19 protein-coding genes are annotated in these 22,719 nt (G+C 71.4%); 12 read left to right on the top strand and 7 right to left on the bottom strand.

The features are described from left to right. Nucleotides 1-72: 72 nt before the first annotated feature. Complete coding sequence (gene disA / locus F4554_RS26140) at nucleotides 73-1,158, bottom strand: DNA integrity scanning diadenylate cyclase DisA (protein WP_179790033.1); 1,086 nt, start codon at nucleotides 1,156-1,158, stop codon at nucleotides 73-75. 302 nt (nucleotides 1,159-1,460) lie between these two features. Between disA and F4554_RS26135 the strand changes: the two genes are divergently transcribed. Continuing rightward, nucleotides 1,461-4,178 (top strand): alpha-L-rhamnosidase, encoded by a 2,718-nt coding sequence (locus tag F4554_RS26135; RefSeq protein WP_179790032.1) that lies wholly within the window; start codon nucleotides 1,461-1,463, stop codon nucleotides 4,176-4,178. 29 nt (nucleotides 4,179-4,207) lie between these two features. Here F4554_RS26135 and radA read toward each other — a convergent pair whose 3' ends face one another. Further along, nucleotides 4,208-5,665: a DNA repair protein RadA gene (gene radA, locus F4554_RS26130; protein WP_179790031.1), complete on the bottom strand. Its 1,458-nt coding sequence runs from the start codon at nucleotides 5,663-5,665 to the stop codon at nucleotides 4,208-4,210. Between the two features lie 272 nt (nucleotides 5,666-5,937). Here radA and F4554_RS26125 point away from each other — a divergent pair, with 272 nt between their 5' ends. Then, entirely contained in the window at nucleotides 5,938-6,417 is a 480-nt protein-coding gene (locus F4554_RS26125) for an SAM-dependent methyltransferase (RefSeq protein ID WP_337796205.1), read from the top strand. 55 nt (nucleotides 6,418-6,472) lie between these two features. Here F4554_RS26125 and F4554_RS26120 read toward each other — a convergent pair whose 3' ends face one another. Then, nucleotides 6,473-7,171: a methyltransferase domain-containing protein gene (locus F4554_RS26120; protein ID WP_179790030.1), complete on the bottom strand. Its 699-nt coding sequence runs from the start codon at nucleotides 7,169-7,171 to the stop codon at nucleotides 6,473-6,475. A 6-nt stretch (nucleotides 7,172-7,177) separates the two neighbouring features. Next, nucleotides 7,178-7,996: a DUF3109 family protein gene (locus F4554_RS26115; protein ID WP_337796204.1), complete on the bottom strand. Its 819-nt coding sequence runs from the start codon at nucleotides 7,994-7,996 to the stop codon at nucleotides 7,178-7,180. A gap of 174 nt (nucleotides 7,997-8,170) precedes the next feature. On the opposite strand from F4554_RS26115, the gene F4554_RS26110 reads away from it, so the two are divergent. The 5 genes from F4554_RS26110 (at nucleotide 8,171) to F4554_RS26090 (ending at nucleotide 13,134) form a co-directional block, all read left to right on the top strand. Next, nucleotides 8,171-9,112, top strand: a complete 942-nt coding sequence (locus tag F4554_RS26110; protein WP_179790029.1) for a Ppx/GppA family phosphatase — start codon at nucleotides 8,171-8,173, stop codon at nucleotides 9,110-9,112. A gap of 13 nt (nucleotides 9,113-9,125) precedes the next feature. After that, nucleotides 9,126-10,160, top strand: a complete 1,035-nt coding sequence (locus F4554_RS26105; RefSeq protein ID WP_179790028.1) for a BadF/BadG/BcrA/BcrD ATPase family protein — start codon at nucleotides 9,126-9,128, stop codon at nucleotides 10,158-10,160. Nucleotides 10,161-10,331: 171 nt separating this feature from the next. After that, nucleotides 10,332-11,210 (top strand): TIM barrel protein, encoded by an 879-nt coding sequence (locus tag F4554_RS26100; RefSeq protein WP_179791779.1) that lies wholly within the window; start codon nucleotides 10,332-10,334, stop codon nucleotides 11,208-11,210. A gap of 292 nt (nucleotides 11,211-11,502) precedes the next feature. Next, entirely contained in the window at nucleotides 11,503-12,327 is an 825-nt protein-coding gene (locus F4554_RS26095; protein WP_179790027.1) for an SGNH/GDSL hydrolase family protein, read from the top strand. A gap of 132 nt (nucleotides 12,328-12,459) precedes the next feature. Next, complete coding sequence (locus tag F4554_RS26090) at nucleotides 12,460-13,134, top strand: DUF222 domain-containing protein (RefSeq protein ID WP_179790026.1); 675 nt, start codon at nucleotides 12,460-12,462, stop codon at nucleotides 13,132-13,134. A 70-nt stretch (nucleotides 13,135-13,204) separates the two neighbouring features. Here the strand turns inward: F4554_RS26090 and aceA are convergent, their stop codons facing one another. Next, nucleotides 13,205-14,596, bottom strand: a complete 1,392-nt coding sequence (gene aceA, locus F4554_RS26085; protein WP_179790025.1) for an isocitrate lyase — start codon at nucleotides 14,594-14,596, stop codon at nucleotides 13,205-13,207. Between the two features lie 292 nt (nucleotides 14,597-14,888). On the opposite strand from aceA, the gene F4554_RS26080 reads away from it, so the two are divergent. From F4554_RS26080 to proC, 5 genes are all read left to right on the top strand, one after another. Further along, nucleotides 14,889-16,325, top strand: coding sequence for a helix-turn-helix domain-containing protein (locus tag F4554_RS26080; protein WP_179790024.1), 1,437 nt, complete (start codon nucleotides 14,889-14,891; stop codon nucleotides 16,323-16,325). 319 nt (nucleotides 16,326-16,644) lie between these two features. After that, the gene (locus F4554_RS26075; RefSeq protein ID WP_179790023.1) at nucleotides 16,645-18,051 is read left to right on the top strand and encodes a hemolysin family protein; all 1,407 of its coding nucleotides are present in this window, start codon (nucleotides 16,645-16,647) and stop codon (nucleotides 18,049-18,051) included. Next, a complete protein-coding gene (locus tag F4554_RS26070; protein ID WP_179790022.1) occupies nucleotides 18,044-19,081 on the top strand; it encodes a hemolysin family protein in 1,038 nt (345 codons plus the stop codon). Before F4554_RS26075 ends, F4554_RS26070 begins: the two co-directional genes overlap by 8 nt. 106 nt (nucleotides 19,082-19,187) lie before the next feature. Then, nucleotides 19,188-20,120 (top strand): proline dehydrogenase family protein, encoded by a 933-nt coding sequence (locus F4554_RS26065; RefSeq protein ID WP_425546752.1) that lies wholly within the window; start codon nucleotides 19,188-19,190, stop codon nucleotides 20,118-20,120. Nucleotides 20,121-20,245: 125 nt separating this feature from the next. Beyond that, on the top strand, nucleotides 20,246-21,067 hold the full coding sequence (gene proC, locus F4554_RS26060) for a pyrroline-5-carboxylate reductase (RefSeq protein ID WP_179791777.1): 822 nt from the start codon (nucleotides 20,246-20,248) through the stop codon (nucleotides 21,065-21,067). A gap of 64 nt (nucleotides 21,068-21,131) precedes the next feature. Here the strand turns inward: proC and F4554_RS26055 are convergent, their stop codons facing one another. After that, complete coding sequence (locus F4554_RS26055) at nucleotides 21,132-21,512, bottom strand: nitroreductase family deazaflavin-dependent oxidoreductase (RefSeq protein ID WP_179790021.1); 381 nt, start codon at nucleotides 21,510-21,512, stop codon at nucleotides 21,132-21,134. Between the two features lie 77 nt (nucleotides 21,513-21,589). Next, nucleotides 21,590-22,630, bottom strand: coding sequence for a tryptophan--tRNA ligase (gene trpS / locus F4554_RS26050; RefSeq protein WP_179790020.1), 1,041 nt, complete (start codon nucleotides 22,628-22,630; stop codon nucleotides 21,590-21,592). Between the last annotated feature and the right edge of the window lie 89 nt (nucleotides 22,631-22,719).

The following is a 22,719-nucleotide window of genomic DNA, read 5'->3' as shown; positions in this document are numbered from 1 at the left end:
GACCGGACGGCACGGACCAGCCGTTCGGTCGGCGGCGCTCTTCGGTGGTTGGGCCGTTCGGTCGGCGGCGGCTCAGACGTAGCGTTCGAGGATGCTCGACTCGGCCAGCCGGGACAGGCCCTCGCGGACCGAACGCGCGCGGTTCTCGCCGACGCCGCCGACGGCCTGCAGGTCGTCGATGCTGGCGGCGAGGAGCTTCTGCAGGCTGCCGAAGTGGTCGACCAACCGGTCGATGACCGTGCCCGGCAGCCGCGGCACCTTCGCCAGCAGGCGGTAGCCGCGCGGGCTGACCGCGGCGTCCAGTGTGTCGCCGCCGTGACCGAGCGCGCGGGCCACCGCACCGACGTCGAGCAGGTCGGAGGCGGACAGCGCGTCGAGCTCCTCCAGCACTTCGTCGACGCCGCGTACGCGCCGGCCGGGAACCTGGGGGAGATAGTCGCGGGCGACGAGGTTGCGTTCGGGGTCGACCCCGGCGACGAGCTCGTCGAGTTGCAGCGACAGCAGCCGGCCGTCGACGCCCAGCTCGACGACGTACCCGTGGATCTCGTTGGCGATCCGGCGGACCATCTCCAGCCGCTGCGCCACCTGGGCGACGTCGCGGACGGTCACGAGGTCCTCGATCTCCAGCGCGGAGAGCGTGCCGGACACCTCGTCGAGGCGAAGCTTGTAACGCTCCAGGGTGGCCAGAGCCTGGTTGGCGCGGGAAAGGATCTGCCCGGTGTCCTCCAGGACGTACCGGATGTCGTCGACGTACAGGCCGATGATCCGCATCGACTGCGACACCGACACCACCGGGAAACCGGACTGCTTGGCGACCCGCTCGGCGGTCCGGTGCCGGGTGCCGGTCTCGACCGTGGGGATGGAGGGATCGGGCATCAGATGGACGGCGGCCCGGACGATGCGCGTGCACTCCCGGTCGACGACGATCGCGCCGTCCATCTTGGCGAGCTCGCGCAGCCCGGTGGCGCTGAACTCCACGTCGAGGGTGAACCCGCCGGTGCACAGGCTTTCCACCGTACGGTCGTATCCGAGGACGATGAGCGCGCCCGTGCGCCCCCGGAGGACACGCTCGAGCCCGTCGCGCAGAGAGGTACCTGGCGCGACCGCGGCGAGCGTGGCCCGGAACTTCGCGTCCGGGCCCTTGTCACTTGCAGCCACAACTCTCCTGGGATGGTCAGCTTGCTCGGCAGCAAAGTCTACGGTCCCGGAATCCGGGACGCGCCACGCGCCATGCACTGCTCCCCGGCGCGGAATCGCCCGATTGGACGTCGAAGCCGGCACGGCCAGCCCCCGGGATCGCTGGATGTGACCGCTTGCGGACGGTGTGACGCCACCTGGGTATAGGCAGATCGGGTGTGACACGCAATTGTGGTGCAGTCCGTCCCCGTTGGCGCGGCGTTCCCGGTATTTGGCGGGTTGTTCGCGCCGGCATCGCCGAACCCTAGTGGAGTACGCCCCGCATGAGTGCCGCCAGTGCCACCGGTGTCCTGATCCCGTACGCCCTCCGCACCGAGTACGCCGAGAACCCGCTCGGCGTGGAGGAACCCCGGCCGCGACTGTCCTGGTTGCTCCGCCCGGCCCCGCAGGAGTCGTCCGGGGCTTCCGGCTCCGGCGCTTCCGGCTCCAGTGCTTCCGGCTCCAGTGCTTCCGGGTCCGACCTGTCCGGCGCGGCCGCGGCGCAGACTGCCTACCAGGTGATCGTGGCCACCGACCTGGCCGACCTGGACGCCGGGCGCGGACCGGTCTGGGACTCCGGGCGGGTGGAGTCCGGGCGTACCGGCCAGGTGGAGTACGTCGGTGAGGCGCTGGCTCCCGACACCGGACACGTGTGGACTGTCCGGGTCTGGGACGGTTCCGGCCAGGTGTCGGACTGGGCCGAGCCGGTCACCTTCGTCACGGCCCCGGCGGACCCGCAGGGCTGGGGCGGTGCGATGTGGATCGGGCAGGCCGCGGCCCTGCAGACCGACGGCCAGCCCCCGGCGCCCCTGCTGCGCAAGGTGTTCCGGCTGCCTACCGGCGACGTCGCGCACGCCCGCCTGTACGTCAGCGGCCTCGGCTACGGCGACTTCTTCCTGGACGGCGAGCGGATCGGCCGGTCGGTGCTCGACCCGGCGCCGACCAACTACGACGCGACCGTTCTGTACTCGACGTACGACCTGACCGCACAGGTCCGGGCCGGCGCCTCCGACACCGACCACGTGCTGGCCGCGGCGCTCGGCCGCGGGCGCTACGGCGACCCCACACCGAACGTGTGGTACTGGCAGAAGGCGCCCTGGTGGGACCACCCCAAGCTGCTGGCCCACCTGGCGGTGACCTACACCGACGGCCGGGTCGTCCGGGTGGTCAGCGACCTGACCTGGCGTGGCGTGGACGGGCCCACCCGGTCGGACTCGTTGTACTCCGGGGAGCACTACGACGCCCGGCACGCCCGCCGCGGCTGGACGACCGTCGACTTCGACGACAGCGACTGGCCGGAGGTCGTGGCGGCGACCCCGCCACGCGGGCAGTTGCGCTCGCAGCAACTGGAGCCGATCGAGGTGATCGGGGAGTTGGAGCCGGTCGGCCTTTCCGAACCCCAGCCAGGTGTGTACGTCTACGACCTCGGCCAGCAGGTCACCGGATGGGCACGGCTGCACGTCACGGGTCCCGCCGGAGCGACCGTACGGCTGCGTCACGGCGAGCGGCTGCTTCCCGACGGCACCGTCGACATCCGTCAGGTTCACATTGACGGCGACATCCAGACCGACTTCTTCACACTGGCAGGTGAGGGTACGGAGGCGTTCGAACCCTCCTTCTCCTACAAGGGTTTCCAGTACGTACAGATCGACGGACACCCCGGTCGGCCGGAGCTCGGCGACCTGCGCGGGGTCGTCGTGCACACCGCCGTCGCGTCCACCGCCGAACTCGACACCGACCACCCGATCGTCAACCGGCTGCACACGGCGACCCGGTGGGCGGTGCTGAACAACCTGCACGGCATCCCGACCGACACCCCGGTGTTCGAGAAGAACGGCTGGACCGGTGACGCTCACCTCACCGCGGACGTCGCCGCCTACAACTTCCACATGCCACGCTTCTACACCAAGTGGCTGCAAGACTGGGTTGACGCGCAACTGCCGAGCGGTGAATTCCCGCCGATCGTGCCGACCGCCGGCTGGGGCTACCACCACGACACCGAGGCCGGCATCGTCGGGCCGATCCCGGCATGGGACGTCGCGTACGTCGAGATCCCCTGGGTGATGTACCAGCACTACGGCGACGAACGGATCCTGCGCCGGCACTACGACCCGGCTCGGCGCTACCTCGACTTCCTCGTCGACGGTTACCTGAACGACGACATCGTGCTCGCCGGCCTGGGTGACTGGCTGCCCCCGGGCTCGCACGGAATGCCGCCGGAGGGGCCGGGCATCTACGAGACCGCCTACACGGTGCGGTTCGTGGACCTGCTCGACCGGATCGCGCGGGTGGTCGGCCGGGAGGAGGACCTCGCGGGGTACGCCGAACTCCGCGCTCGGCTCGCCGCCGGCTTCGACCGCGCGTTCTACGACGCGAAGTCCGGGACCTACCACGGTGAACGCCCCACGGAATACCGGCAGTCGGCCAACGTGGTCGCGCTCGCCTTCGGGCTGGTCCCGCAGGAGAGGTACCACCAGGTCCTGGATCGGCTTGTCGCCGACATCCACGAGCGCGAGGACCACCTGGACACCGGCGTCATCGGCACGAAGTTCCTGCTGCCGCTGCTCAGCCGCAACGGGCTGGCCGACCTGGCGTTCACCGTGGCGACGCAGCGGACCTACCCCGGCTACGGTTTCTGGATCGAGCAGGGCGCGACGTCGCTGTACGAGCACTGGCAGGCCGACTCGCGGTCCCGCAACCACCACTTCTTCGGCCACGTGGACCAGTGGTTCATCGAGGACCTGGTGGGGGTCACCCCGGCCGAGCCCGGCTTCACCCGGCTACGGATGCGGCCGTTGCCGCCGAGCGAACTCGGCCGGGCCCGGGTCGATCTGGACACCGTGCGCGGACGTGTGACCGCAGGCTGGGAACGTCGCGGCGCCGGCTACAGCGTCCGGGTGGATCTGCCGCCGGGAGTGACCGCCGAGGTGCACGTCCCCACGTCCGGCGGCGGGCACCTGGTGGAGGAGTGCGGGCCGGGGCGGCACACCCTGGAGTCCTGACCAGCCCCGGGTCGCGTCGGTCGCGGCGCTTACCACTTCTCCCACGGCTCCTGCGGCTCCTGTGGCTCCCAGTGCTCCTTCGGCTCGTCCGGTTGCTCGAGGCGGACCACCTTGACCAACCGGCTGACCGCGCGCAGCGCCTCGCTCACGTTGCTCGCCTCCCAGGCACGGATGCCCTCGGGCGGGGTGCCGCTGTCGGGCGGGACGATCGCGTCCGTGAACCCCAGCCGCATCGCCTCCGACAGCCGGCGTTCGACACCGGTCACCCGGCGGATGTCGCCGCCCAGGCCGACCTCGCCGATCGCGATCATGTACGGAGGCAACGGCTGGTCGATGGTGGCGCTGGCCACCGCGACCGCGACCGCCAGATCGGATGCCGGCTCGCGCAGCTTCACCCCGCCCACGGTGGAGGCGTAGACGTCCTGGTTGCCGATGCGCAGGTTGCAGCGGCGTTCGAGCACGGCGAGGATCATCGCCATCCGGCTGGAGTCCAGCCCGGAGGTGGCTCGCCGGGGCGTGCCCAGGGCGCTGGCCGCCACCAGCGACTGCACCTCGGCCAGCAGCGGCCGCTTGCCCTCCAGTGTCACCGTGACGCAACTGCCGGACACCGGGACCGCCCGGCGGGTGAGGAAGAGGCCGCTGGGGTCGGGCAGGCTCTGCAGGCCGCCGTCGGCGAAGTCGAAGCAGCCCACCTCGTCGGTCGGGCCGTAGCGGTTCTTCACCGCCCGGACCAGCCGCAGCCGGGAGTGCCGCTCGCCCTCGAAGTGCAGCACCACGTCGACCAGGTGCTCCAGGGCGCGCGGGCCCGCGATGGAGCCGTCCTTGGTCACGTGGCCGACGACGATCGTGGCGATGTTGCGTTCCTTGGCCACCCGGATCAGCGCCCCGGCGACCTCGCGTACCTGCGTGACCCCACCCGGCGCGCCGTCGACCTGGGCCGACGCCACCGTCTGGACGGAGTCGAGCACGATCAGGTCGGGGCGTACGGCGTCGATCTGGCCGAGCACCGCGCCCAGGTCGGTCTCGGCGGTCAGGAAGAGCCGCGGCGCGAGAGCGTTGACCCGCTCTGCCCGCAGCCGCACCTGGGCGGCGGACTCCTCACCGGAGACGTAGAGACTCCGCCCTCCCGCGCGCGCCCGCTCGGCCGCGGTCTCCAGCAGCAAGGTGGACTTGCCGACGCCGGGCTCGCCGGCCACCAGGACCACCGCGCCGGGCACCAGCCCGCCGCCGAGCACCCGGTCGAGCTCGCCGATCCGGGTGGGCTCGGCGCGCGCGGCCTCGACGTCGACCTCGTCGATGGGGACGGCCGGCTGGGTGACCGGCTGCGCGCTGGTCACCGTCACCCGGGCCGCGCCGACCCCGGACTCCTCGACCGTGCCCCAGGCCTGGCACTCACCGCACCGGCCGACCCACTTGGTGGTCTGCCAGCCGCACTCGCCGCAACGGTAGGAGGGGCGCAGGGCACGAGACGTCGACGTTTTCGCCATGCCCGCGAGGCTAGAGGTCACCACCGACAAACCACCCGACAACCACCTGGCAAAGGCTGGCAACCGGAACCAACCGCCCGACAGCACGAGGGTGCGGCGCGCAAGATCGAGTTTCGGTCACGCTTTCGTCACGCGCGGGTCGCGGTGCGGCCGGACTCCGCCGGTCCGGCGGCAGGTTGCGGACAGGCGCGCCGACCCGACCGCAAATCCTTGGGTGGACCGCGCCCGGGGTTCTACGCTCGGTAGATGTGAGCACCGAGACCAGTTCGAACGTGAGCACACGGAGCGCACTGAGCGCACAGATCACCCTCGTACCCATCGGGTACGTCCGGGGTGGGCGGCAGGAGATCCGCGACGACAGCTGGGACCAGGAGACGGCGAGGATCGTTCTCGATGCCGACCTGCTGGAGCCGTCGGCCACGCAGGGGCTCGGGGCGTTCTCCCATCTTGAGGTGATCTTCCACTTTCACCGGTCGACCCGGGTCAGATCCGGGGCGGCCCACCCACGCAGCAACCCGCACTGGCCGCGGGTCGGCATCCTCGCCGACCGTACGCAGCACCGGCTCAACCACCTCGGGGTCTCCCGGTGCGAACTGCTCGCGGTCAACGGCCTGGAGCTGACCGTGCGCGGGCTGGACGCGGTGGACGGTACGCCCGTGCTGGACGTCAAGCCGTACTTCGAGGAGTACGGCCCGCGAGGCCAGGTCCGAGAGCCGGCCTGGACCCGGCAGCTGATGAGCAGCTACTCCTGACGACCTGTCCGAACGACCGGCCCGAACCCCCGGGTCCACACCCCGGGCGGCCCGCTCAGAACGTCCGCCACCACAGGTTGACGGCGTAGTCGACCTCGACGCCGGCGTGTTCGGCGATCACGCGTTCGGCCACCTCGGGCCGGAACTCGATCCGGACCACGGCCTCGAAGTCGGCTCGCCGCTCGAACCTCCACCGGATGTCCAGGGGGGTGCGCGACCAGCCGCGAACGGTCCAGAAGCGCTGGACCGCTTCGGGGTCGTACGCCGGAAATGCCGCCCGGAACCACCCGCCGAACGTGCTCCGGGTGGCGTCGTTGTCGATCACGAACGCCGCTCCGCCGCGCCGCACGACGCGGGACAGTTCGGCGAGTCCCGGCTCGCATCCGGGGCCGAAGAAGTACGCCCAGCGCGCGTGCACCACGTCCACGGAGGCGTCCGGGACGGGCAGCGCCTGCGCGGAGCCCTGCCTGACCTCGACGTTCGCCAGCGCGGCGCAACGCCTGCGGGCCTGCTCGGCCAGGCGGCGGTGCGGCTCGACGCCGATCACTCCCGCGGCCTCGGCGGCGAACCTGGGCAGGTGGTAGCCGGTGCCGCAGCCCACGTCGAGGACCCGTGCACCGGCCCAGGTCCGGCGCTCGGACATCGCACGTTCGAGGACTCCGTCGGGATCGACCGCGGCGTTCTCCAGCTCGTACGTCGCGGGGTTGTTCCAGATGTTGGGGCTCGGAGTGGCGCCGGTGGCGATGCGGGGCACGGGTCCCTACGACTTGGCCTCGTCGACCAGCGGCTGCTGGGTGGAGGGGAGCTTGCGGGGTGGCTTGCCCGACCCCTTCGCCCGCGCGGGGTCGGCGGGGTGGCGGGCGACTGGCCGTTTGGTGGCCAGGTGCGCCTCGCAGTGCTTGACCAGCTCGTCGTAGGCCTCCTGGCCGAGCAGTTCGACCAGCTCGGCGCGGCTGTTGAGGTAGACCGGCTCGGGCGCGTTGTGCGCCTCGGTGTTGCCGGTGCAGTACCACTCGAAGTCGTGTCCGCCCGGACCCCAGCCGCGACGGTCGTACTCGGTGATCGTGACCTCGGTGTACGTCGTCCCGTCGGTCAGCTCGACGTCGCGGTAGAGCCGCCGGATCGGCAGCTGCCAGCACACGTCGGGTTTGGTCTGCAGCGGGTGGACCCCGATGCGCAGCGCGTAACGGTGCAGGGCACAGCCGGTGCCGCCGGCGAAGCCCTCGCGGTTGTGGAAGATGCACGCACCGTCGACGACGCGGGTCTTGCGGTCGCCGTCCTCGTCGAGTTCGACGAAGCCGTTGCGGCGTCCCTCGGCGCGGTACTGCCAGTCCTCCGCCGTGAGCTTCTTGGCGTAGCCGCGCACCCGCTTCTCGTCCGCCTTGTCGGCGAAATGGGCACCAAGTACGCAGCAGCCGGCATCCGGCTCGTCGTGGAAGATGCCGGGACAGCCGGCACCGAAGATGCAGTTGTACCTGGACGTGAGCCAGGTCAGGTCGGCGCGGACGACCTGGTCGGCGTCCGCCGGGTCGGTGAACTCCACCCACGCGCGGGGAAAGTCGAGTGATACCTCGGGCACGCCCGGAACCCTACGCCCCGGCGGGTGCCTCCCGTGGGACCCCCGGTGGATCGACCGCGCGGGCGGAGTGTCGGGGACCTGGCTCGGGACACACTCTGCGCCCGTCGGGGCGTACGTACCGAATTGTGTCGGACACGGCGAGAGTCTGAGCCCGCCAACCGGTAGCGTCGGGGCATGCGGCTCGGTGTACTAGACGTGGGCTCCAACACCGTCCACCTGCTGGTGGTCGACGCGCGGCCGGGCGCCCGCCCGCTGCCGGCGTTCTCCCACAAGACCGAACTCCGGCTCGCCGAGCATCTCGACGACGACGGCGCGATCTCGCCGGAGGGCGTCTCGGCGCTGGAGGATCTGGTCGGCGAGGCGCTGGAGATCGGCGAGGACAAGGGTTGCCAGTCCGTCCTGGCGTTCGCCACCTCCGCGGTCCGGGAGGCCACCAACGGCGACGGCGTGCTGGCCTCGGTGGACGCGTCCACCGGCGTCCACCTCGGAGTGCTCAGCGGCGACCAGGAGGCCCGGCTGACGTTCCTCGCCGTACGCCGGTGGTTCGGCTGGTCCTCGCGCCGGCTGCTGGTGCTGGACATCGGCGGCGGCTCGCTGGAGATCGCCACCGGTGTGGACGAGGACCCGGACGCCGGGTTGTCGGTGCCGCTCGGCGCCGGTCGGCTGACCCGCGGCTGGTTCACCGCCGACCCGCCCTCCCGGGGGGAGGTGAAGGAGCTGCGGAAGTACGCCCGCGCGGAGATCGCGAAGTACGCCGGGCAGGTGCTGAGGTTCGGTGCGCCCGACCATGTGGTGGGTACGTCGAAGACCTTCCGGCAGCTCGCCCGGGTCTGTGGTGCGGCACCCTCCGCCGAGGGCCCCTATGTCAAGCGAACCTTGACACGGGAGGTTCTGCACCAGTGGATACCCAAGCTGGCCGCGATGCGGAGCTCCGAGCGCGCCCAGTTGCCCGGTGTCTCGGCCGGCCGCGCTCCGCAGTTGCTGGCCGGCGCTCTCGTGGCCGAGGCGGCGATGGACATCCTCGAGGTGGAGGAGCTGGAGATCTGCCCCTGGGCACTTCGTGAGGGAGTGATCCTCCGCCACCTCGACACCATGCCGCCGGAGGACTTCGCGTGAGCGGACCCGTCCGGTGAGCGGAAGTGTCCGGCTCGCCGTCGACGGCGGCCAGACCATGCTGCGGATGGGCCTGCTCGCCGACGCCGGCGACTCCGAGGTGGCCGACCCCGCGTTCGTCCGGCAGGTGTCGGTCCCGGGCTTCCAGTGGACGCTGGGGGAGGACCCGGTCGAGCAGCAGTGCCGACGGGTGGAGGCCGCCTGGGAGGCGCTTGGCCGGCCCGCGCCGGTCGACGTGGTGGCCCTCGGTCTGGCCGGCGGCGCGTCCGACCCGGACAGCCGGCGGCGCCTCGCACCGCTGGTGGCCCGACAGCTCGGTGCCCGTCGCGTTCTGCTCACCGGTGACGACGTGACCACCCACCTCGGCGTGCTGGCCGGCGCACCCGGCGTGGTGATCGCCGCGGGCACCGGCGTCGCCTGCCTCGCGGTCACCGCAGGTGGCGAGCTCCTCAACGTCGACGGGCTCGGCTACCTGTTCGGCGACGCGGGCGGAGGCTTCTCGATCGGGCTGGCCGGGATGCGGGCCGCGCTCGAGGGCTACGAGGGCCGCGGGCCGGCGACCGTACTCACCGAACGCGCCGAGCGCCTCGTCGGCTCACCGCTGCGGCTGGCGATCAAGCGGTGGTACGCCTCGTCATCCCTGGTCGCCGACGTCGCGGCGTTCTCCGCGCAGGTCACGCAGGCGGCCGGGCCGCCCGAGGACGACCCCGTGGCCCGGGCGCTGTGCCTGCGGGCGGGCGGAGACCTCGGCACCAGCGCGGCCACCGCGGCCGGGCGGGCGTTTCCGGACGCGCCCGGAGGGAGTGTCCCGGTCTCCTGGGCGGGTGGCGTACTGGGCGCCCGGGTCGTCTTCGAGGCGTTCGCCGCCGAACTCGCCGCGTCCTGCCCGGCCGCCGCTCTGCGGGCTCCGGCCGGCGGATCGATGACCGGTGCCGCCCGGCTGGCCGCCGGAAGTGACGTACCCCACCTGGCCAGCGTGGTGACCCACCCAGCGCAGCCCGTGCACCCCGACCCCGGACACCCCGGACACCCCGACCCGGCCGCGGCGTGACCAACGCCCGGCCCGGCCGGGAGATCCCCGGGGCGAACACCAGGTGATCACCGGGTATTCGCCGGGCAATCCGCACTCGGCGCGTCGGTGGGCGACGCGAGCCGTACGCTGGGGGCCGTGCAGCCCGTTGTGCCCTCGACCCACGTGCGCGGCAAGGACGCCGTCGTGCGCGTGCCGGACGCCCGGATCGCCCTGTCCACGGCATCGGTCTATCCGGAGTCGACGGCCACCGCGTTCGAGCTGGCCGCCCGGCTCGGGTTCGACGGGGTGGAGGTCATGGTGGGCGCCGACCCGCTGAGCCAGGACGTCGACGCCCTGCGCCGGATCAGCGACTACCACCAGGTGCCGATCGTGTCGATCCATGCGCCGACCCTCCTCATCACGCAACGGGTCTGGGGGACCGACCCGTGGGGCAAGATCGACCGCAGCGCCGAAGCCGCGAAGGCACTGGGCGCGTCCGTGGTGGTCGTGCACCCGCCGTTTCGGTGGCAGCGCGACTATGCCCGCGACTTCGTGGCCGGGATCGCCCGTCGTCAGGCGGAGTCCGGGGTCAGCCTCGCGGTGGAGAACATGTTTCCGTGGAAGGCCGCGGGTCAGGGCGTCCAGGCCTACCTGCCCGGCTGGGATCCGCGGGACTTCGAGTACGCCGAGGTGACGCTCGACCTGTCCCACACCGCGACCGCCGGCGTGGACGCGTACCAAATGGCCTACGACCTCGGCGACCGGCTCACCCACATCCACCTCGCCGACGGCAGCGGCTCCAACAAGGACGAGCACCTGGTGCCCGGACGCGGCAGCCAGCGCTGTTCCGACGTACTCGAACTCCTCGCCCGCCGCGGCTTCACCGGCAGCATCGTGCTGGAAGTCAACACCCGCAAGGCCACCGGTCGTACGGAGCGGGAGGCCGACCTGGTGGAGGCGCTGGCGTTCGCCCGGCTGAGCTTCGCCGCACCTGTGGTTCCTTCGTACGCCGTGACCGCCGACGGGACGATCGAGGCCGTCGCGTCACAGCCGGCCGACGGTGAGAGCGCGTCCGGCACGGCCGGCTGAGGCGCGGCCCCGACTTTCCTCCTCTGGCTGAGGCGGATCGACCACCCGCCTGACTGCCTCGTCCCGGGATGGATCCGGGGATCTCGCGCCGCACTGCGGCGCCGTTTTAGCCGCTGAGATCCCTTCCGGAGTTCGTGTCGTACGGAAGTGTCCGATGCCACGATAAGTAGTACAGCTTCGGCTATTGCCCCGAACCCACCCACGCCGCCACGCTGTGGGCACATCGAGGCGCGCCCCGAGCACCACGCCGGGGCGCGACCCGTGACCTGCGGGCGGCAAAGGGGTCCGGGACATGAACGTCGTACGGCAGCGGTTGCGCACCATCCTTGTCCTGTTGGGATTCGCGTCCGGTTCACTGGTGTTCGCCGCGCCGGCGCAGGCGGCCCCACCGGCCTACGCCGCCCTCGGGGACTCCTACTCCTCCGGGCTCGGTACCCGCTCGTACTATCCCGACAGCGGATCCTGCTACCGCTCGCCGTACAGCTACCCCGTGCTGGACGCGGCCCGGATGGGCGCCAGGCTGACGTTCCTCGCCTGCGCGGGCGCGACCGTCGCGGGTGTGCGCGGCCAGGTCGGCGACATCCCTTCCGGTGCGACGCTGGTGACCGTCTCCGCCGGCGGCAACGACGCGGGGTTCAGCAACGTGCTGTTGCGGTGCGCGCTGCCGTGGCCGCTGACCTGCTGGGACCAGATCGACCACGCGAACACCGTCATCCGTACAGTCCTGCCGGCTCGGCTGGACGGGTTGTACGCCGCGATCCGGGCGGCCGCCCCGCACGCCCGGGTGCTGGTGGTCGGATACCCACGGCTCTTCAACGGCCGTGAGTGCAATCTCGCGTCCCGGATAAGTTCCAGCGAGCAGCGGGCGCTGAACGCCACCGCCGACCTGTTGGCCACGACGATCGCGGCGCGGGCGGCCGCACACGGGTTCGGCTACGCCGACGCGAGGGGGCCGTTCACCGGGCACTCGGTGTGCGCGGACGCGGAATGGATCAACGGCCTGTCCAATCCGGTCGCCGAGTCCTACCACCCCAACCGGCCCGGACAACGTGGGTACGCCGACCTGGTCGGTCCCGCACTGACCCGCCTCGCCGGCAGCCGCCAGGCCCGGGTCTGAGCAGTCGGCTCCGATTGGTCGGCTCTGGTTGGCTCGAACCGCGTTTTTGTCCACAGGTGGCGGATCGGTTGGGCCTCGGGTCTCCTTGTGGACAACGGATCTCGCAGCCGCGGCGGCCTCTAGGCTTCGAACATGCATTCGACGACGCAGGACCTTCCCGGCACCGGTGGCAGTGGCGCCGTCGCCCGGTTGAGGGCTGCGCTGGCCACGATCCGCGCCGGGGTGGAGGAGGCTTTGTCGACGCCGACCACGTGGGTGGAGGTCGGTGAGCTGGGGGCGCTGATCGGTGAACTGGAGGCGGAGAAGGCACGGACCGACGCGCTCACCCTGGCCTGGGTTCGTCAGGCCGAGGCGTGTGATGTGGGGAAGACGACGGGTGCTGCGACGACGGCGGGGTGGTTGCGTACTGCGCAGCGGATGTCGAAGACCGAGGCGTCCGCCACCGTCGGCCTGGCCCGGGACCTGGACCGTACGGTCACGTTGACCGCCGCCGCGCTGGCGCGGGGTGAGTTGTCGTTGAAGCATGCGCAGGTGATCGCGTTCGCGGTCAAGGACCTACCCGCCTACGTCGGTGTTGAACAACGGGTGAAGGCCGAGGAATACCTGATCGCCTGGTCCAAGCGACGTAACCCCGACGACGTACGCCTGCTGGGGCGGACCACACGTTCGTCCACCACCGAGGATGGCAGGTACGGATGGGTGACCACGGCCACCCCGAGTACATCCCACCGGAGTGGGTGGACCCGCACCAGAAAGTACGACGGCCATGATGCCTGTCGACGTCGGCCAGGTGGCCGGCCAACGTAAGAGGGCCGCCGCGGAACGTCGACCGGACGTCCCGCGGCGGCCCCGACCCCCTCGTGTGGTCGGTCGGTTCTCACCGGCCAGGGGCGAACTGCTCCTCCTCCGTGGAGCCGGTGAGTGCCGTCGTCGCCGACTGCGGCGAGATGGCCGTGCTCACCAGGTCGAAGTAGCCGGTGCCCACCTCGCGCTGGTGCCTGGTGGCGGTGTAACCGTCGCGTTCGGCGGCGAACTCGCGTTCCTGCAGGGCGACGTACGCCGTCATGCCCTCGCGTGCGTACCCCTTGGCGAGCTCGAACATCGACTCGTTCAGCGCGTGGAACCCCGCCAGCGTGATGAACTGGAATGCGTACCCCATCTCGCCCAGCTCGCGCTGGAACTTCGCGATCGTCCCGTCGTCCAGGTGCTGCTTCCAGTTGAACGACGGCGAGCAGTTGTAGGCGAGCATCTGGTCCGGATACTCCGCCTTGATCGCCTCGGCAAACTCCCGCGCCACCCCCAGATCCGGCTTGGACGTCTCCATCCACAACAGATCGGAGTACGGCGCGTAGGCGAGTCCCCGGGACACGCACGCGGCCAGTCCGTTGGTGACGCGGTAGAAGCCCTCCGCGGTCCGCTCGCCGGTGACGAACACCCGGTCGCGTTCGTCGACGTCGCTGGTCACCAGCGTCGCCGCCTGGGCGTCCGTACGCGCGATGATCAGCGACGGTACGCCGGACACGTCGGCCGCCAGCCGGGCCGCGTTGAGCGTGCGGATGTGCTGTCCGGTGGGGATCAGCACCTTGCCGCCGAGGTGGCCGCACTTCTTCTCCGAGGCCAGCTGGTCTTCCCAGTGCACCCCGGCCGCACCGGCCGCGATCATCGCCTTCATCAGCTCGAACGCGTTCAGCACGCCGCCGAAGCCGGCCTCCGCGTCGGCCACGATCGGTGCCAGCCAGTACGGCGCGTCCGCGTTGCCTTCTGCCCAGGTGATCTGGTCGGCCCGCTGGAGCGCGTTGTTGATCCGGCGAACCACCTGGGGTACGGAGTTCGCGGGGTACAGGCTCTGGTCCGGGTAGGTCTGGCCGGCGAGATTCGCGTCGGCGGCAACCTGCCAGCCGGACAGGTAGATGGCCTCCAAACCGGCCCGTACCTGCTGGACGGCCTGGTTCCCGGTCAGCGCGCCGAGCGCGGCCACGTAGTCACGCTCGTGCAGCAGCTCCCACAGCCGCTCCGCACCGACGCGGGCGAGGGTGTGTTCCTCGGGCACGGAGCCGCGCAGGCGTACGACGTCCTCGGCGGTGTAGTCGCGTCGGACGTTGGCCCAGCGCGGGTCGCGTTCCCAGACCTGCCGCAGTTCGTGTGCCGCTGCGCGGATCCGCCGCTCGACCGGCCGGTCGCCGTTCGGGCTGTGCTGCTCCGCGGCTTCGCGAGGCGAGGGGATGGTCTGGTCCGCCCTGTTGTGCCTACTGTGCTGGGTTGTGCTCATCGGGTTGGTTTCGCCCTGGTCAGCCGTGGTCCGCGCTGGAGTGTCCCGGCCGGTCCTGGTCCGCTCGGGCTTGGGCGCAGGCTCCTCCGGCGCGGCATCTTCCTGCCCGCGCGGAGTCGTCTCGCTCGGTCGCATCATGCTCCCCCTCCGTCGGATGGGTGCTTCCGACCTGAGTGTCGGACGCTGGACGGGCCGGCGGAGGAGTTCGTCGGGGGAAACATCCGCGGTTCTTCTCCTACGATGAAAGCAGTGCTTTCTTCGGGCCGGGGGAGTCGAAGAGGAGTCCAAGATCGTGCCGGCAGACCTTCATCTGCCCACATTCGGGCAGCGACTGCGCCATCTACGACGCAACCGACAGTTGACACTGGCCGAGCTCGGCGAACGGGTGGGCCGTGCGCCCTCCCAGCTGTCCCTGCTGGAGAACGGCCGGCGCGAGCCCAAACTCTCCCTGATCACCGCACTTGCCCAGGCTCTGGACGTGTCCGTCGACGATCTGCTGTCCCCGACACCGCCGAGCAGGCGCGCGCAACTGGAGATTGCTCTGGAGGAGGCGCAACGCGAATCCCTTTACAAACAACTCGATCTGCCGCTGCTGCGCGTCGGGCCGCGGGTGCCCACGGAGGTACTCGAACACCTCACCGCGCTCTACGAGGAACTCAGACGCCGCGACACCAAACCCACCGCCACTCCGGAGGACGCACGCGCCGCCAACGCGGAGTTGCGTCGGCGAATGCGGGACCGCGGCAACTACTTCCCCGACGTCGAACGCCTCGCGGTGGAAACGCTGACGGCGGTCGGCTATCGCGGTGGCACGCTGTCGGACGCGCTGGCGGCCGCGATCGTGATGCACTGCGGATTCCAGGTGCGGTACGCCGAGGACCTGCCGCGCTCGGTCCGGTCGGTCACCGACCTGCGCAACAACCGCATCTACCTGCGGCGGGAGTCGCTCGGGATGCACACCCACCGCGGCATCCTGTTGCAGACCGTCGGCCACTTCGTCCTCGGGCACGAGCAGCCGCGCGATTTCGCCGACTTCCTGCGCCAGCGGGTGGAGGCCAACTACTTCGCCGCCGCGGTTCTCGTACCCGAACAGCAGGCGGTGCCGTTTCTCCAACAGGCGAAGGCGGATCGCGACCTCGCCGTGGAGGATCTGCGGGACGTGTTCTCGGTGTCGTACGAGATGGCCGCGCACCGGTTCACCAACCTCGCCACCCGCCACCTCGACCTGCGGTGCCACTTCGTCCGCAACGACGAGGCCGGGACGATCTACAAGGCGTACGAGAACGACGGGCTGTTGTTTCCGGCGGACCCGACGGGTGCGATCGAGGGCCAGCGGATGTGCCGCCGCTGGGCCGGCCGTCGGGTCTTCGTCGCGCCGGACAGGTTCTCCGCGTACTACCAGTACACCGACACCCCGGACGGCACACACTGGTGCGTCTCCCACATCGACCCCGGCCGGGAACGCCACTTCGCGGTCACCCTGGGCGTGGCGTACGAACAGTCGCGGTGGTTCCGCGGCCGGGAGACCGCCAACCGCGCGACGTCGCGCTGCCCGACCGGCCCGTGCTGCTCCCTGCCGCCGCCCGAACTCAGCGCCCGCTGGGAGGGCGCGGCCTGGCCGTCGGCGCGGGCGCACTCACACGTGCTCGCCGCACTGCCGACCGGAAACTTCCCGGGCGTGGACGAGACCGACGTCTACACCTTCCTCGACCGGCACGCCCCGTCCTGACCCGCCCCGTCCTGACCCGCCCCGTCCTGACCCGCCCCGTCCTGACCCGCCCTGACCTGGGCCGTCGGGCCCGGCGAGGCGTCAGCCGGGAAGCCTCCCGTCCCTCCGGGAAGCGGACCCGCTCCGGCGCGGGTAGGCTCGGCGGCTGCGGCCGACCGCGGACGCCGGGGCCCGCCCCCGGGCCCGACCGCCACCGGCGCGCACCGACGACCACCGTCCACTGGACAGGAGACATGGCAGGTTCACAACGCTCCGCCGGAGCGGCGTACCGACATCCGTCCGACCGCCGGCCCGGCAGCGAAGCGCTGGTGACATACATATGCTGACCGCCCTGCTGGTGGCGGCGTCCGTCCTTCTCATCCTGGTCTGTGGTGTCTTCGTCGCCGCGGAGTTCTCGCTGGTGACGGTTAGCCGACCCGCGGTCCAGCGGGCCGCCGAGGCCGGGATGAAGGGTGCACGGAGCCTCGAAGCCGCCCTCCCGAACCTCTCCACCCACCTGTCCAGCGCCCAGATCGGTATCACCGTCACCAACCTCGCCGTCGGCTGGCTGGCCGAGCCTGCTGTGGCCAAGCTGCTGCACGCCCCGCTCACCGCGGTCGGCGTCGGCGACGGGGCGGTGAGCGGGATTTCCCTGACCATCGCGCTGGTGCTCGTGACGCTGGCCACCATGGTGTTCGGCGAACTGGTGCCGAAGAACCTCGCCATCGCCCACCCGTTGGGGGTGGCCCGGGTGGTGCAGCTTCCGCAGCGGGTCTTCACCACCGCCACCAAGCCGCTCACCGTCGCGCTCAACAGCACCGCCAACCGCGTCGTCCGGGCGCTCGGCATCGAGCCGCAGGAGGAGCTGGCCTCGGCCCGCACCCCCGAGGAGCTGGTGTCGGTCGTACGAAGTTCGGCCGAGTCGGGCTCGCTGGCGGAGTCCACCGCCGCCCTGGTCGAACGCATGCTCCGCTTCGACGACAAGCGGGCCCGCGACGTGATCACCCCGCGCACCCGGCTGGTCTGGCTGGCCGACCGCGACCCCGCCCAGCGGGTGGTCGACCTGGCCCGCGAGCACGGCCTCTCCCGGTTCCCGGTGGCGCGCGGTGACGACCTGGACGACATCGTGGGCGTGGTCGAGCTGAGTCAGGCGATCGCGGTGCCGGCCGCGGAGCGGGCGACCACCACCGTCGGTACGTTCGCCGCCGAACCCCTGGTGGTGCCCGACACCGCACCGCTGGACGAGGTGCTGTGGGCGCTGCGCGACTACCGGACCGAGCTGTGCGTCGTACTCGACGAGTACGGCGGAACCGCCGGCATCACGACGTTCGAGGACGTCGTGGAGGAGATCGTCGGGGAGGTGTCCGACGAGCACGACGAGCCGAGCCCGACCCACGAGCGCACCGGTGACGGCTGGGTGATCTCCGGCCTGCTCCGGCCGGACGAGGTTCGCGATCTGACCGGCATCCGGTTGCCCGCCGACGACCACCGGTACGAGACCGTCGCCGGGCTGGTGCTGCAACTGCTGGGCAAGGTGCCCGACGCCGGTGACGTCGCGGCCGTGGACGGCGTACGGCTCACGGTGGCTCGGATGGACAACCACCGCATCGACCAGGTGCACCTCGAACACCTGCCCGGCGGCGACCAGCCCGACGGCGACAAGCCCCACGGCGACCAGCCCGACGAGCCCGCGAGAGCCGGTGCGGGCGCCGGGCGCAACGGACACGGAGGTGCCGGCCATGAGTGACGGCGGCGCACTGATCCTGTCGGTCGTCCTGCTGGCGGCGAACGCGTTCTTCGTCGGGGCGGAGTTCTCCCTGGTCTCAGTCCGCCGCAGTCAGATCGAGCCGCTGGTGGAGGCCGGGTCGCGCCGGGCGCGGTCGACCATGTGGGCCATCCGCCGGGTCACCCTGATGATGGCCGGCGCCCAGCTCGGCATCACGTTGTCCACGGTCGGGCTCGGCGCCATCGCCGAACCCGCCCTGGCCCACCTGCTCCAGCCGGCGTTCGAGGCGGTCGGCTTACCTCACGCGCTGCTCCACCCGGTCGCCATCGTGATCGCGTTGCTGGTGGTGGTCGCACTGCACGTCGTGCTGGGGGAGATGGTCCCCAAGAACATCGCGCTGGCCGCGCCGGACCGGGCGGCACTCACGCTCGGCCCGCCGCTGCGGGCGATGGTGCGGGCCATCCGGCCGCTGATCACCGGCCTGAACGGCGTTGCCAACGGCGTCCTGTGGCTGCTGCGGGTCACCCCGCAGAACGAGGTGGACGACGCGGTGACCCATGAGGAGGTGGGCCACCTGCTGGCCGAGTCGCGCGAGGAGGGCCTGGTCGACGAGGACGAGCACCGGCTGACCACCGAGGCGCTGGCGTTCGCCGAGGGCACCGCCGGCGACGTCGCCATCCCGCTGGACTCGGTGGTGCTGATCGGCGCCGGAGCAACCGCCGCCGAGGTGGAGGAGCTGTCCGCCCGCACCGGCCACTCGCGCTTCCCCCGCCGCGACGCCGAGGGAGCTCTGTCCGGGTACGTCCACCTCAAGGACGTTCTCGCCGGCACCACCGACGAGGAGCCGCGGCCGCTGGCGTCGGCCCAGATCCGCCGGCTGCCGGCGATCACCACCGCGACACCGCTGGTGGAGGTGCTCTCCGCCCTCCGGCTCGGTGCGAGCCACCTGGCCCGGGTCGACGACGAGGCGGGTGCGACCACCGGGGTGCTCACCCTGGACGACGTACTCCTCCGACTGGTACCCCCTCGCCGGCACCAGGAGGCCCGCTGACATGATCGGCCTCCGTTCGGAGGGTGCCGGGGCGTAGCCTGACAGGGCCGGGTACCGACCGACGGACCGATCACTGATCGCGGGGCTCGACCTTGGGAGGGTCACGGTGGTGCTACGCCAGGCGCTGCTGACCGGTGCCCGCAGCCGGCGGCTGCGGAAGTTGGTCTCCACGATGCCGGTCTCGTCCGCGATCGTGGCGCGGTACGTCGCCGGGGAGACCGCCGACGAGGCGGTGGAGGCCGCGCGCCGGTTGCTCACCGATGGGTTGCAGTCCTCGATCGACTACCTCGGCGAGGACACCCACGACCGCGACCAGGCCACGCGGTCCACCCAGGCCTACCTCATCCTGCTCGACCGGCTGCACCGCGCCGGCCTGACCCGGGGTGCGGAGATCTCGGTCAAGCTGTCCGCCGTCGGGCGGGCGCTCGGCTCCGACGGCGAGAAGATCGCCCTCGACAACGCCCGGTCGATCGCCGACGCCGCCAGGAACGCCGGCACCACGGTGACCCTCGACATGGAGGACCACACCACCGTCGAGCCCACGCTGTCGATCCTGCACGAGCTGCGCCGCGACTTCCCGGAGACGGGGGCCGTCCTGCAGGCGTACCTCCACCGCACCGAGGCCGACTGCCGTGACCTCGCCTACGAGGGTTCCCGGGTGCGGCTGTGCAAGGGCGCCTACAACGAGCCCGGCTCGGTGGCGTACCAGAAGACCGGCGACGTGGACCGGTCCTACGTCCGCTGCCTGAAGGTTCTGATGGCCGGCCAGGGCTACCCGATGATCGCCACCCACGACCCGCGGCTGATCGAGATCGCCGGCGCCCTCGCGATGCGCCACGACCGGTCCCGCGGCAGCTACGAGTTCCAGATGCTGTACGGCATCCGGCCCCAGGAGCAGCGGCGGCTGGCCGACCTGGGCGACACCGTCCGGGTCTACGTGCCGTACGGCGACGAGTGGTACGCCTACCTCATGCGCCGCATGGCGGAGCGACCGGCCAACGCCGCGTTCTTCGTACGCTCGCTGCTCACCCGGACCTGACCGGCCGGCCGCGCGGGGCCAGGCCGACCGCGCCGGGCCGCGACGGTGCACGTGGGTGTAGGTGTAGGGGTGTCCGGCCGGACGAGCCGTACGAGAAACCGCACCCGCCGAAGGATGATGTCGTGATGAACGCCGTCCAGCAGCACACGATCGCCGTGATCGGCGCCGGCAAGATGGGCGAGGCCATCCTGTCCGGCCTGCTCCGTGCCGGCTGGCCGGCGAACCGGCTGATCGCGACAGCCCGCCGGGCCGAGCGCGGCGAGCAGCTCGCCGAGCGCTACGGCGTCCGTGTCCTGCCCAACACCGAGGCGGCCGCCGCCGCGGACGTGCTGGTGATCGCGGTCAAGCCGCAGGACGCCGGCACGCTGATGGTCGAACTCGCTCCCGCCGTGCCCGCCGGAAAACTGGTGGTGACCCTGTGCGCCGGCCTGCCGACGGCGTTCTTCGAGAAGCGGCTGCCGGACGCCACCCCGGTCGTACGGGTGATGTCCAACACCCCGGCCCTGGTGGACCAGGCGATGAGCGCGATCTCGGCCGGTTCGCACGCCAGCGCCGAGCACCTCGCGCTGACCGAGGAGATGCTGCGCCCGCTGGGGGAGACGCTGCGGCTGCCGGAGTCGCAGCAGGACGCGGTGACGGCGCTGTCGGGTTCGGGCCCGGCGTACTTCTACTACCTCGTCGAGGCGATGACCGACGCCGGCATCCTGCTCGGGCTGCCGCGCCAGGTGGCGCACGACCTGATCGTGCAGGCCGCGCTCGGCGCGGCGGTGATGCTGCGCGACACCGGTGAGCACCCGGTGGCGCTGCGGGAGGCGGTGACCTCGCCGGGCGGCACCACGATCAGCGCCATCCGGGAGCTGGAGAGCCACCGGGTCCGGGCCGCGGTGCTGGACGCGATCGAGGCCGCCCGCGACCGGGCCCGCGAGCTGGCGGCCGCCGCGGAGTGACCACCGCTCATGGAATGACCGCCGCTTCGAAGTGACCGCCGCTTCTGAGCGACCGCGCGCCGGCTTAGTCGGCGCGGCGCAGGTACAGGAAGTCGCTCACGCCGAAACGGGCCAGGATGAATCTGGCCCGCTTCGGCATGTCCGTACGGTCCTCGTCGTGCACCACCCGGGGATCGGTCAACCGGATCGTCCGGCCCTTGGTGACGATCTCGCAGCCGCTCGCGGCGAGGATGTTGCGCACCCAGTCCGCGTCCGGGCCGTACGTCAGGGCGATGACATAGCCGTCCGGGCGTTCGAAGACGTTCACCGGCGTCTCGAAGCGACGTCCCGACCTGCGGCCCTGGTGGACGACCATCGCCATCCCCGGCAGCCGGGGTGCCGCCCTGCCGAGGACCCGGTTGGTGGCGACCTTGTTGAACCTCGCGATCCGCTTGCTCAGCACCATGGCCCGATCGTTCCCCCACTTTCCGGATTGATCAACACCCACGGGCTTCGGGCCGGCCCCGGTCCTTCACAACTCCTTCACAGCCCGATCGCCGTCCGGGCGGCGGCGAGGGTCGGTGCGGCGAGCTCCCGTGCGCGTTCGGCGCCGAGGCGCAGGGTCGCGTCGACGTGTGCCGGGTCCGCGACGAGTTCGGCGTACCTGTTCTGCAGCGGCTTCAGAACGCCCACCACCGCGTCGGCGGTGTCCCGTTTGAGCGCGGCGTAACCGTCGTACTTCCCGGCGAGGGCGGCCGGGTCGGCCTCGCCGGTGCAGCCCGCGAGGATCTCCAGCAGGTTGGAGACACCCGGCCGGTTCTCGGGGTCGTAGCCGACGTCGGGGGAGGCGTCGGTGACCGCGCGGGAGATCTTGCGGACGATCACCTCGGGCGGGTCGAGCAGCCGGATGGACCCCAGCGAGTCGGCGGGCGCGGACCCGCTCATCTTCGTGGTCGGGTTCTGCAGGTCCATCACCCGCGCGCCCACCGTGGCCGGGCTCAGCTCCGGCACGACGAACGTCGGCCCGTACGTGCGGTTGAACCGGATCGCCAGGTCGCGGGCGAGTTCCACGTGCTGGCGCTGGTCGTCGCCGACCGGCACCTCCGTACTCCCGTACAGCAGGATGTCGGCGGCCATCAGCACTGGATAGGTGTACAGCGACACCCGGGTGCGCGGCCGGCCGCGGCCCTTCTCCTTGAACTGGATCATCCGGCTCAGCTCGCCGACGTAGGCCGTCGACTCCAGCAGGTACATGAGTTCGGTGTGCGCGGGCAGGTCGCTCTGCCGGGTGAGCACGCAGACCGCGGGGTCCAACCCGGCCGCGAGGTACAGCGTGGCGATCTCGCGGGTCAGCCGGCGCAGCTCCTTCGGATCGTGCACGACGGTGAGCGCGTGCAGGTCGACGACGCAGAAGACGCACCGGGCGGTGTGCTGCAGGTCGACGAACCGGCCCAGCGCACCTAAATAGTTGCCGAGGGTGAGCCGGCCGGTGGGCTGGATGCCGGAGAAGATCGTCCGGCTGGTGACCGGGTGGTTCGTGACCGTGGGGTCGACGGCGGTGTGGGTCACGGCTGCGGGATTCATCGAGAGCTCCTTGGTCGGAGCCGCCGCCACGAGGACGGGTCAACACATGCGCCGGCCGCCCTCGCAGGGGCGGCCGCGGATGCTGGGGT

It is taken from the genome of Actinopolymorpha rutila (assembly GCF_013407855.1).
In the GTDB taxonomy this organism is placed as follows: domain Bacteria; phylum Actinomycetota; class Actinomycetes; order Propionibacteriales; family Actinopolymorphaceae; genus Actinopolymorpha; species Actinopolymorpha rutila.
The sequence above is the reverse complement of the archived record's forward strand: the minus strand, read 5'-3'. Positions and strand labels throughout refer to the sequence as shown.

Coding starts and splice junctions, on each gene's coding strand:
- F4554_RS26055 (WP_179790021.1), bottom strand. CDS start 21,512: ATGGTGCTGAGCAAGCGGATCGCGAGGTTCAACAAGGTCGCCACCAAC.
- F4554_RS26070 (WP_179790022.1), top strand. CDS start 18,044: ATGAGTGACGGCGGCGCACTGATCCTGTCGGTCGTCCTGCTGGCGGCG.
- trpS (WP_179790020.1), bottom strand. CDS start 22,630: ATGAATCCCGCAGCCGTGACCCACACCGCCGTCGACCCCACGGTCACG.
- F4554_RS26075 (WP_179790023.1), top strand. CDS start 16,645: ATGCTGACCGCCCTGCTGGTGGCGGCGTCCGTCCTTCTCATCCTGGTC.
- proC (WP_179791777.1), top strand. CDS start 20,246: ATGAACGCCGTCCAGCAGCACACGATCGCCGTGATCGGCGCCGGCAAG.
- aceA (WP_179790025.1), bottom strand. CDS start 14,596: ATGAGCACAACCCAGCACAGTAGGCACAACAGGGCGGACCAGACCATC.
- F4554_RS26095 (WP_179790027.1), top strand. CDS start 11,503: ATGAACGTCGTACGGCAGCGGTTGCGCACCATCCTTGTCCTGTTGGGA.
- radA (WP_179790031.1), bottom strand. CDS start 5,665: ATGGCGAAAACGTCGACGTCTCGTGCCCTGCGCCCCTCCTACCGTTGC.
- F4554_RS26110 (WP_179790029.1), top strand. CDS start 8,171: ATGCGGCTCGGTGTACTAGACGTGGGCTCCAACACCGTCCACCTGCTG.
- F4554_RS26090 (WP_179790026.1), top strand. CDS start 12,460: ATGCATTCGACGACGCAGGACCTTCCCGGCACCGGTGGCAGTGGCGCC.
- F4554_RS26135 (WP_179790032.1), top strand. CDS start 1,461: ATGAGTGCCGCCAGTGCCACCGGTGTCCTGATCCCGTACGCCCTCCGC.